This window comes from Alteromonas sp. P256, from assembly GCF_036864455.1.
Taxonomy (GTDB): Bacteria; Pseudomonadota; Gammaproteobacteria; order Enterobacterales; family Alteromonadaceae; genus Alteromonas.
This window is the reverse complement of the sequence record NZ_JAZETM010000006.1, coordinates 262,297-274,391: the sequence shown is the minus strand read 5'-3', so window position 1 is coordinate 274,391 and position 12,095 is coordinate 262,297. Positions and strand designations below refer to the sequence as shown.

Sequence of the window (12,095 nt, the reverse complement as noted above, 5' to 3'; positions counted from 1 at the left end):
CAATTTGCCGCCAGCAGCCTGGCGGCAAATCAAATTGATAAGAATTAGTAGGCAATTATGAAAAACACAACTTTTAAAAAGACCCAGCTTGCCACATCAATGGCTTTGTTATTGGGCTCTACTTTATTGGGCTCTACTTTTGCCATGCCTAGCTACGCGCAAGAAGCAGAGACAGCAATGCCTGAAGAAGGCGAAGTAGAAGTTATTCAAGTAAGCGGCATTCGCGGCTCTATGATCCGCTCTATGGATTTAAAGCGCAGTTCTAGCGGTGTTGTTGATGCCATATCGGCAGAAGAACTGGGTAAGTTTCCCGACACTAACTTAGCCGAAGCCCTCCAGCGCATTACCGGTGTAACCATTAGCCGTAACAACGGCGAAGGTAACGAAATTACTGTGCGTGGTTTTGGCCCAGAATTTAACTTAGTTACCCTTAATGGCCGTCAAATGCCGGGCACAGGTTTCACCCGTTCATTTAACTTGTCTAATCTTTCTTCTGAAGGTGTAAACACGCTAGAGCTACAAAAAACCGCTCGCGCAGAGAACCCAAGTGGTGGTTTAGGTGCAACGGTGAACATCATTACTATGAAGCCGCTTGCTCAATCTGGGCAGCGCGCATCATTTTCGGTAAAAGGTATCTACGATACCTCAAACGAAGAAGGCGACGATGTAACACCAGAAGTTGCCGGTGTTTATAGCAACACGTTTGCAGACGATATGTTCGGTTTTGGTGTGTCTTTTTCTCACCAAGAGCGTGATTTTCAACAGCAGGCCGCTAATATTCAAGGTTGGCAGCTGCAAGAAAATGATGCGTTACCTGAATTAGATGCAGAAAACGTGGTTGATAACCGCTCTAACATCACCAATGCAGCCTTCTTTCCAAAAGATATGAACTACAGCATTAGCGATGTACAGCGCGAACGTTCAAACGCACAAGTTACGTTCCAGTTCCGTCCCATTGATGATTTCACAGCAACAGTAGACTACACCGCCTCTCGCGCTACCACAGGCACTAATACTGTGGGTTGGGGTATTTGGAATAACTTTGGTGCTAACATCAATGAATACGAACTCGATGCTAACGGTACGGCTGTTTATGCTGATATTAGTGGCGATGATGCTTCATTCACTGCAAGTAGAAATACCACCCGTGTAGACGCTCGCTCAATCGGTATTAATCTAGATTGGACGGTAAGCGACGATTGGCACTTTGCCGTGGATTATCACGATTCATACAACGAAATTGATAATGGATATGACGAAGGACTAGGTAGCTCTGGTCAAATCATTCTTGGTTCAAACCAGCTTCAGTCAAAAGTGTATGATTACCGCGAAGGTGACATTCCTCAAGTATTTGTAAACTGGAATAACGGCACTAACGAAGTCGCACCGGGCGAAATTGACTCTAACTTTAGTCAGTTCATTTACTCACCTGGTCGTTCTGACATTGAGCAATTCCAGCTAGATGGCACCTGGTATAACTCTGCCTTTGATATTCCATTAATGAAGGTAGACTTTGGTGTTGCGCGCACAGAGCAAGCGCTTAGCGGCTTTACTGCGTGGAGCGGACTGCGTGGCGGCCCGGGCTTTAACCCATCGTTCACGCAAATATTCCCAGACAGCATGTTCGTACGCAACGACACTAGCGGTTTCCTAGATGCCTTTAGTAGCGGCGGTGCTAACATGAACCCTGGCTATTACTACACCTATGATTTTGACGAAGCTATTGCTCGACAATTAGCGTTTATCACATCAGATGTCGTGGGCGAAGCAAATGCCTACTCTACAGACCCTTATTACATGGGTGCACCTGCTGTCAGTAATGTTGAAGAAATTACAGATTCAATTTATGTACAAACAGAGTGGGATTTTGAAATTGGCGACTACTACGTACAGATAAACGCAGGTGTGCGTTATGAGGAAACTGAAGTACCAAGCTCTGCGGAAGTTCGCGTTCCACAGCAAGTTAACTGGGTAGCCGCTTCAGAGTGGATCACGCAGTTTGAAGACCAACTGCAAGTACAGGACTTCACAGGCGAATACGACGTATTGCTTCCTATGTTTGACGTGAAAGTTGACGTGACCGATGACGTAGTAGCCCGTTTCTCTTGGGGTAAATCAATTACCCGCGCGCCTATCGGCCTATTGCAAGGCGGCCTAGCGTTTAGCGGCAGCCCTAAAATTGGTTCGCGTACGGCCTCAGCAGGTAACACCAGCTTGTTGCCATTTGAATCATCAAACTTAGACTTATCGTTTGAATGGTACTACGACGAGGCAAGCTATGCGTCAGTGGGCCTATTCAGAAAGTCAGTAGAAAACTACATTACCACTACCGGTCAAGACCGTCAGTTTGAAGGGCTTAACGATATTTACCTAGGCCCACGTTGGAATGAAGCGGTAAATGCACTTGAAGCAGCGGGCACGCAGGCTACTGACAGCGCTATTTATGGTTACTTTGTCGATAATGGATTTGCCGATGAAAATGGCGTAGTGACGCCTAATGCAGACGACCCATTAATTACATGGCGTACAACCCAGCCTGGTAACTCTAGTGATGCGAAAACCGTAGAAGGTATTGAACTTGCTGTTCAACATACCTTCGGTGAAACCGGCTTTGGCTTTGGCGCAAACGCCACATTGGTAGACGGCGACGTTGAATACGACCCATATAACCTTGAAGAGCAAGACCCGTTAGTGGGTATTAGTGACTCTGCAAACTTCCAAGTGTTCTATGAGAAAAATGGTTTGTCTGTGAAAGTCACTTACGCATGGCGTTCAGACTACGTAGTGGGTATTGGTCAAGCTCAGGGCTCATCAGATAACCCCGCCACTCAGTTTGATACTTACGCACAGGTTGATGCAAGCATTAACTACGACGTTGATGAACACCTAACGGTATTTCTTGAAGGGATAAACATTAACGATGAAACCGAACGTGGGTATGGGCGTTTTGAAGAGCAGTTCTTGTTTGCTCGCCAATACGGTCCGCGTTACACGCTAGGTGCTCGTTATACGTTCTAAATGTGTTTAGCACGGGGCGCGGCTTTTAAGACAAGCGCCTCTTTTAAGACGAACCCTATTAAAAAGGCCGCTTCATTCACATGAAGCGGCCTTTTTCATTAGCTTGAATCAGTCTGTTTTAGAACGAACCAATCACAGACAGTCTTGCATTAATTGGCGCACCAACGGTTGCTTGATGTCTTGAGTGCGCGTTCGGGAAGTATAATGTGTCAGTTAAGTTTTCCACATTAAGCTGTAAGCGCATGCCGTTATGTAGCTCGTAGTATGCTGACGCATCTACACGCGTGTAGCTAGGTAATACTGGCGAATCGGTAGCAGTAACCACAAAACTCTCATCTTGATAGGTTGCGCCAACGCCAAAGCCTAACACGTCGCTTACTTGATATGTTGTCCAAACCGACATGGTGTTTTCCGGAAGTTCACGAAGCTCAACACCACTGGCATTTTCACCGTCTAAGTTGCTGTAGTTGGCAGTAACAAACCACTTATCTGTAATGTAACCTTGAAGCTGCAGTTCAAAACCTGACACGTCAGAATCAACTTCTATGAAGCCTTCAGGGTCGTTAGGATCGTTATCTAATGAAGTTTGCTCATTCTCAAATATCGCCGCTGTAAAGCTCATGCTGTCGGCAAAATCCCACTTCACACCAATTTCTTGGTTAGTAAACGTATCAGGGTCTAGTCTATTAGCATCGCCGTTAATATTGGCATATTGCTCACCACTGCGTGGTAAAAATGACTCACTGTAGCTGGCATAAATTGAGATATTTTCTTGCGGCTTGTACACCAAACCTGCACGAGGGGATACTTCTTCATCGGTACGGTTGCGGGTTTCTAATACCTCAGGGCGTGCATCAAATACTTCAATATCGAAGCTATCGAAACGAGCACCTAATACAAGGTCGAAGTTTTCAGATAAGGCAATTTCGTCTTGTACGTAAAATGAATATACGTCTAAGTCTACGCGGGTATCGTCGTTTAAATCTGAAAATGCAGTAGTAACTGTATTTCCAGCCGCATTAGTACCCGTTAATCCTCTAAAGTTTAAAGGGCGGCTAACTAGGAAATCTTCCTGGTCGTCACCATTTGAATCGAAAACTGGGTTTAAACGATTTTGGTCAGATTCAGTATTAATAAACTCACCGCCAAAAATAACCGTGTGTCCAATGCTACCCGTTTCAAACTCACCGACTAAGTTTGCCGATAAAATAAGATTTTCACGCTCAGTGCCATCAATGTAACCATCAAGCGTCGCAACGTTTGTCTCTGGGTCAAAGTCAGCGGCGTAGAAGTTGGCATACACTTTGTCGTAGTTACCGTAAAAGGCGTTAAAGTTACCCTTTAAGTTGTCAGAAAAGTTGTGTTGAATATTGGCGCGAAACACGTCAGCTTCTAACGTTTGATAGTTATTTTCCGGGTCGCCAAAGACAATATTTTCAAACGCTTCTACCGGCTCACCTTTTGCACCAGTAGGAACACCACGGTCGATAAAACGCTCGTGGTCGATATACTCATAGGACAAATCAACGATTGTATCGTCGCTTAGCTGAAAGCGTGCTGTAGGGTTAAAGCCGTAACGATCGCCGTAAAAGAAATCACGATGGTTATCTAAGCTCTCGTACATAGCATTAATTCTTACCGCAGAGTCTTCACCCGTGTCGATGTTAGTATCAAGCTGTAAGTTGTACGCGCCAAATGTATTCGCAGATACGTTGTAGTTTACAAACTGCTGTTCGATTGTCGCTTTCTTAGAAACGCGATTTAAAATACCGCCCGTGCCGCCACGACCAAATAATAAGGCATTCGGACCACGTAAAATTTCCACTTGCTCAACATTATACAGTGCACGGTAATACTGAACGTCGTCACGGTTACCGTCTATATAAAAGTCGGCGGTTGAACGCACGCCACGAAACACAACAGCGTCACGGTGTCCTTCACCCTGAGAAGTGTTAACCCCAGGGGTATAGTCAATAATTTGCCCAATACTGGTGATACCACGTGCAGTAATTTCCTCTGCCGACATAATAGATAAACTTTGTGGTACATCAAGGATAGGTGTTGGGCTTTTAATAGAATTTGACTGATTTACTGACAGGTACTTACCTTCAATCGTAAGTCTTTCAATATCTTCCATCGCAACCCCAAAGGCGGCGGGGCTCAACATTACGGCTGTAGCAATAGTCGTAAGCTTAAATTTCACTATAGTTCTCCATGTACGTCAGCGACGTGTAGCGTGTGTGATTATTGCGCAGCTAGGCTTTAACCTTTTTATTATTGGTGCGCTATGGGCGCTATAAATGCGCCTTTTAATGTAAATAGGAATTATTACCATTTCGAAAGGGATGATAAATCAAAAAATGACGATTTGCGAGCAGTGAAGGGAACTTTTTTTCATCACCGCCATGGAAATGCGTACAGCTGAGTATTGGTTTTACACTTTCAACACAACAATGCTATTTGCAATACTGTGATTTACAGCAACACGCAAAAATAAAACGCCGCAAACCGTGACACTGCATTATCACTTTTGCGGCGTTTATTATTTCAGGGCTTTATTGTTTTACAGCTTCATCATGTATGAGCTTTATCGTAACTCATTGTGAAATGCAAAAGGTACGCATTTCACGCGTTATGAAACCACTAATTAATTACACATTACATCGGCCGAGTCAGCGGTATTAGGCGTAAACTGAATATCTGCAACACTTATACTTGCCTTGCCTGAGCTGCCAAGCTCAAACGGAACCACAAGGCCGGTAAAGTCGATACCTGCATTCACAAAACATTGTAAATCAATACTGAGTGAAGACCATGTGTTTTGCTCTAACGCGTTCACTTGTTCACTAATATCAAGCTGTGCAGAACAGCTACCTGGCTTATCGCCCTCGCCTTCACAATTCATTCCCACGGTGAGCGAGCCCTCAACCGTGCTATGGGGGTTAATGTTTAGCGTAAGCGCAGCTTTATTAAGTAACTGGGCACTTAAGTCTTCGCGGAAGAAGCTTTTGCTTGCAAAACGCATGGCGGCATACTCACTGCCATCAAAGGTGACTTTTCGGGCGTCTTCCTGAACGACTTTATCTACAGTGCGATAGTTAATTGCGCCTACGTTATGAGTGCTCGCATTAACCGTAAGCGACTCATCGCCAGAGTAAAGCCACAACACCCAAGGAGACTGCACGGCACCGTTTAATATTTCAAGAGACTGACTGTTATCACTGCTTATGCTGACCTCGGTGTTCAAATTATCCGCTAGCACGTTGTCGTCAGCATAAGTAAGGCCAAACCCATATGGCAATAATGGCGCATAATTATCGTCGCCAATATTTACAATTTGCTGTGGCGTTGCAGGCCATGAAAAAGGAAGCTTACCTTTGAAATCTTGTTTGCCAAATAACACGTCGGCCACCGCCGCGCCCTCTGAACCAGGCAGCCAAGCCGCCACGAAGGCATCAGATGCGTTAAGCTCTGCATTTACCCACATAGGGCGACCGCTGATAAAGACTGACACTACGGGAATACCCTGTGACTTGAAGCGCTCAAGAAGCGCTAGGTCTTTTTTAGTCCCGTACTGATAAATTAGCGTCTCTCTGTCACCGTGGCCTTCTGCATAAGGCTCTTCGCCAAATACTACAATTGCCACATCTGGCGTGTTCCCGCCTTGTGCAATTTCACCATCAACAGACAGCACCACATCGCCACCCGCAGCCTCTACATGGCGCTTGATGCCGTCGTATATGGATGTACCGCCAGGAAAATCAGCGTTAGTATTGTTCGTTCCCTGCCACGTAATACTCCAGCCGCCAGACTGCTTGCCTATATTATCTGCTGCATCGCCAGCCACTATTATGCGCTTAGCACCCGATAAAGGAAGAATACCCTGCTTGTTCTTAAGCAAAACAAGAGACTCGCGAACAGCTTGACGTGCTACCTCACGATGCGCTTCGTTTCCGATAAGCGAACGATCGCCAGATAAAGGGCGGTTGGCAGGACTCGGTTTATCAAACAAGCCCGCACGCACTTTTACTCGCAAAATACGGCGTACCGCATCATCAATGCGAGACATGGGAATGACGCCATCTTTAACGTGGGCTAAGGTAGATTCATATACCCCTTTCCAATCGCTAGGAACCATAAAAATGTCCAAGCCAGCGTTAACCGCTTGTGCACAGTCAACGTTGCTGCAGCCTTTAACCTGGCCGTGGCCATTCCAGTCTCCAACGACGAAGCCGTCAAAACCCATTTGCTCTTTTAACACATCGGTTAGTAGGTATTTGTGACCGTGAAGCTTTGCGCCATTCCAACTGTTAAACGACGCCATCACCGATTGAGCGCCTGCGGTTAAACCACCCACATAGCCCTGAGCGTGAATATCGAACAACGCTTGTTCGCTAGCAACATTGTCACCCTGATCGTCGCCGCCAACGGTGCCGCCATCACCTACAAAGTGTTTTACCGTACTGATGACCCGTTGGTCACTGAGAAAATCTTTATCAGCCGAGCCCTGCAGCCCTTTAACTACTGATGCCGCATAGTCTCGTACAATGGCTGGGTCTTCCGAATAACTTTCATAAGTTCGGCCCCAGCGGTCATCTCTCACTACCGCCACGGTAGGCGCGAACACCCAATCGATACCCGTCGCCATGACTTCTTTTGCTGTAATGTGGGCTATCTTTTCTACCAATTCTGGGTTTTTTGCAGCCCCTAAACCAATGTTATGAGGAAACAAGGTCGCGCCAATCACATTGTTGTGACCGTGCACTGCATCTGTGCCCCACATAGTTGGAATTACAGAGCCGTCGAGGCTGTCATCGATAGACGCTTGGTATAATTTTTCAGCTAGGGCAACCCAATCATCCGGCGTGGCGTGCTTATCATTGTTTGGAAAGGCACCCCCCCCATTTAAATACGAACCGAAACCATACTGACGCATTTCTTCAACCGTGATATTGCGAATTTCCGGTTGGATCATCTGCGCTATTTTTTGCTCAAGTGTCATTTGCGATAAAAGGTCTGACACTTGCTTTTCTACAGCAGGGTTTTGTTTTACTTCTATGTCGAGCTTAGGCCATATTGCTGCCGCGCCGCTTACAGCAGAGCTAGCTTTTAGCGAACTGCTCTGGTTAGCACTATCAACATTATTAATGGATACGTCTTTTTCAGATTCAGCGCAGCCACTTAGTAAAGCACCAGCAATGACTGAAGCGAGTAATGTATTTCGCATGGTGATTCCTTAATCTTTTATCAGTTGAGTTACGCGGCTGCCTATCAAACCGTAATAGGCGATATACAGGTAGCAAGACGCCGGTAGCAAGAATGACATAGTCACTCCGATGCTATCTGCCAACATACCCTGGAATAACGGGATGATAGCGCCGCCCACAATGGCTAAACATAAGATGCCTGAGCCCTGTGGCGTATCCTTACCAAGCTGCTGAAGTGCTAGACTAAAGATGGTAGGAAACATAATTGAATTGAACAGACCGACACAAAGTACGGTCCACAACGCAAGCGGTCCCGTGGTCGATATTGATAGCACAATGAGAAAGATAGCCATGGCTGAATTAAATGCCAATACGATACCACCAGACACTTTTTGCATTATCAATGCACCGATAAAGCGCCCTACCATGGCGCCACCCCAATAATACGCCAATAACTTAGACGCTTTCGCTTCGGTTAAACCTGCAACCGAGGGACTGGCAAGGTAGTTAACTAACATACTACCAATAGCAACTTCAGCGCCCACGTACATAAAGATACCGACAGCCCCGAGTACGAGATGCTTGTGCTGCCACGCACCACCTTTGAAGATTCCGGTATTACTGCTGGTGTGATTAAGCTTAGGCAGCTTTAGATACAAAAATACGAGGGCAAGCAATAGCAATGAAGCTGCCAGTATAAGGTAAGGAATCTGAACATCAGAGGCCGATGCGGTGGCAGCGTTGTGCTCACCTGTTGCGCCGTACATTAAATACGAGCCAAAAAAAGGCGCTACCGTGGTGCCAAGTGAATTAAATGCTTGTGTCATAGTAAGGCGAGAGGAGGCGGTTTTTGGGTCGCCTAACGCAGTGACATACGGATTTGCTGATACTTGCAAAATGGTAATACCGGATGCCAACACAAATAAGGCCAGCAGGAATACACCATATATTTGGCTCTCTGCAGCGGGATAGAACAATATGCATCCCAAACAGGCTATGCCAAGCCCCAATACAATGCCTTTTTGGTAACCAATTCTAGAGACGATTGCGCCAGCGGGTAACGAGACAATAAAATACGCACTAAAAAAGCAAAACTGGATAAGCATTGCTTGTGTAAAAGTGAGGTCAAACGCACCTTTCAAATAAGGAATAAGAATATCATTCAAGCAGGTAATAAATCCCCACATGAAAAATAACGTTGTTAATGAAATGAGAGCAAAACGATAATTACCGTTTGGCGCCGCACTGTTCATTGGTTGCGATTCAGCTTGCGATGGTATGTCCACTGATAACCTCTATTGCTATTTTTGTAATTAATGATAAATTAACATTTGAAAGCGCTTACATGTAGATACAAACCCTTTGTAAGCGCTTACATTTTAGTGAATAATTACATGAAGCGTTGCCGAATTCAATGTAAAAATCATGTTATTTTTGATTTATGAATAACAAACTACAATCAAAGTTTGTTGAGCCTAGGACATGAGAAAATGCCAAACATAACGCTGCCCGCTGACTCCTTACTGTTATCAAAGGACTTTTTATACGGCGTAGCCACCTCAAGCTTTCAAATAGAGGGGGATAGAAGCGGGCGACTAGACTCAATTTGGGACACATTTTGTTCACAGAATAATACCATTGAAGACAACTCCAATGGTGATATTGCGTGTCAACATGTGGAAAAATGGCAGGAAGATGTTGCACTCATCGCAGGGTTAGGAGTTGATGCATATCGACTCTCAATCTCATGGCCTAGGGTGGTTAACAGCGATGGAACTATCAACCATATCGGCATGCAGTTTTACGTTGACTTGGTTGACGAGTTAGTAAAACACAACATCAAAGTATTCGTCACCCTGTATCACTGGGATCTTCCTCAGTATTTAGAAGAAAAAGGCGGATGGTTAAATAGAGAAACCGCCACAGCCTTTGCGCATTACACTGACATAGTAGCCAGTGCGTTAGGTGATAAAGTATATTCTTTCGCTACCTTAAACGAACCATTTTGCTCTGCATACCTAGGCTACGAACTCGGTATTCACGCACCGGGCAAAACCGGCGTGGCCAACGGCAGAAAGTCGGCGCACCATTTGCTGTTAGCACATGGTCTGAGTATGAAGGTGCTTCGCGAGAAATGCCCTAACAGCTTAAATGGTATTGTGCTTAACTTTTCTACTTGTCACAGTGCCACAGAATCACCAGCCGATAAGTTAGCCGCAAAGCTTGCCGATGAATACCATAATCGTTGGTATTTACAGCCTATTATTGAAGGCACCTACCCGGATGTGTACGACCAACTGCCCGTAGAGCAACAGCCGGATATTCTCGAGGGTGACATGGACATTATCTCCCAGCCGATAGATTTCTTGGGCATTAACTTTTATACGCGCACCGTATATAAATCCACAGAGAATGGTTGGTTCGACGTACAAGAACCTGAGGATGTGCCTTTAACTGCCATGGGCTGGGAAATTACCCCCGATGCCTTTACTGAGCTGTTAATAGATTTGCACCAGCGATATTCACTGCCACCCATTTACATTACCGAAAACGGCGCCGCCATGGATGATGAAATGGTAGAGGGTGAAGTTGCTGACAGCGACCGCGTTGACTATTTCAACTCCCATCTCAACGCCGTACACAATGCCGTTAAGGCAGGTGTGGATATTAAAGGATATTTCGCGTGGAGCCTGATGGATAATTTTGAGTGGGCACTTGGCTATACAAAACGATTTGGCATTGTGTATGTAGACTACAGTACTCAAAAAAGAACCTTAAAACAAAGTGGTATTGCCTATCAAAAACTGGTCAACAGTAGAGTTAATGTTACATTAGCGGGATAGGATAAAAGGATAAGCACCCCACACCATGGCAACGATATACGAAGTTTCAGAAGCAGCAGGCGTTTCACTTGCTACCGTTTCCCGCGTTATGAATGGAAACACGAAAGTAAGCGACCGCACCCGTAAAAAAGTTGAGACCGCAATGGCTAAATTAGGCTATCAGCCAAATGCCATTGCACAGTCCTTAGCGTCTAATAGAACCAATAGTGTGGGTCTATTAGTTTCTGAACTTCACGGTTCATACTTCGGCGACTTAATGAGTACCGTAGAGCAGGCGTTAAAGCAGTATGGTAAACACGTTATTATTACTGCCGGCCACGTGGATGAAAAACGTGAGCATGACGCCATCGAGTTTTTGAAAAGTCGCCGGTGCGACGCCCTTATACTGCATGCTGAAGCGGTGTCAGATGAATACTTAACGACCTTGTGCAAATCCGACCTACCCGTTGTGGTTATTAACCGAAAAGTAGACGGACTGGATGATCATTGCTTTGTTGTTGATAACGAAAAAGGGGGGTATTTAGCCGCCCAAGCAGCAATACAGCAGGGGCACAAAGAGATAGGTTACATTAGCGGCCCCAAATTCAAAAAAGATGCGAGCGATCGCCTAGCTGGGCATAAACGCGCGCTTACTGAAGCAGGCATTGAAGCAAAAGATGACCATATTTTTGAAGGTGATTTTCATGAATCCTCCGGGCAAGAGGGCATGCATTATTTGAAACAGCACTTTCCTGATATTACCGCCCTTATCTGCGCCAACGACGAAATGGCATCTGGCGCAATGACAGCGGCACGAGAGGCGGGGCTTGAAATTCCACAGCATCTGTCCATCGTGGGATTCGATAACGTGCTGTTTTCCCGTTATTTGTACCCAAAGCTCACCACCATCAATAACCCCATTCAATCCCTTGGCGAAATGGCAGCGCGCTGGGTGCTTAAGAATGTCTACGACACCAAAATAAACCAAGCTATTGAGCATTTGTTTGTGCCTGAAGTCGTTGAAAGACATTCACTGAGCAAACGTTAA

At 45.5% G+C, this 12,095-nt stretch carries 6 protein-coding genes; 3 read left to right on the top strand and 3 right to left on the bottom strand.

The window, feature by feature from the left end; all coding sequences use genetic code 11:
* Positions 1 to 57: 57 nt before the first annotated feature.
* Complete coding sequence (locus tag V7R39_RS11800) at positions 58 to 3,018, top strand: TonB-dependent receptor (RefSeq protein WP_334030860.1); 2,961 nt, start codon at positions 58 to 60, stop codon at positions 3,016 to 3,018.
* Between the two features lie 118 nt (positions 3,019 to 3,136).
* Here the strand turns inward: V7R39_RS11800 and V7R39_RS11795 are convergent, their stop codons facing one another.
* The 3 genes from V7R39_RS11795 to V7R39_RS11785 form a co-directional block, all read right to left on the bottom strand.
* Positions 3,137 to 5,221: a TonB-dependent receptor gene (locus V7R39_RS11795; RefSeq protein WP_334030859.1), complete on the bottom strand. Its 2,085-nt coding sequence runs from the start codon at positions 5,219 to 5,221 to the stop codon at positions 3,137 to 3,139.
* Between the two features lie 444 nt (positions 5,222 to 5,665).
* Complete coding sequence (locus V7R39_RS11790; RefSeq protein ID WP_334030858.1) at positions 5,666 to 8,245, bottom strand: glycoside hydrolase family 3 protein; 2,580 nt, start codon at positions 8,243 to 8,245, stop codon at positions 5,666 to 5,668.
* Between the two features lie 9 nt (positions 8,246 to 8,254).
* Complete coding sequence (locus V7R39_RS11785) at positions 8,255 to 9,511, bottom strand: sugar MFS transporter (protein ID WP_438823539.1); 1,257 nt, start codon at positions 9,509 to 9,511, stop codon at positions 8,255 to 8,257.
* Positions 9,512 to 9,715: 204 nt separating this feature from the next.
* On the opposite strand from V7R39_RS11785, the gene V7R39_RS11780 reads away from it, so the two are divergent.
* Together V7R39_RS11780 and V7R39_RS11775 are read left to right on the top strand one after the other, a co-directional pair.
* Positions 9,716 to 11,068: a GH1 family beta-glucosidase gene (locus V7R39_RS11780; protein WP_334030857.1), complete on the top strand. Its 1,353-nt coding sequence runs from the start codon at positions 9,716 to 9,718 to the stop codon at positions 11,066 to 11,068.
* 25 nt (positions 11,069 to 11,093) lie between these two features.
* Positions 11,094 to 12,095, top strand: a complete 1,002-nt coding sequence (locus V7R39_RS11775) for a LacI family DNA-binding transcriptional regulator (RefSeq protein ID WP_287010379.1) — start codon at positions 11,094 to 11,096, stop codon at positions 12,093 to 12,095.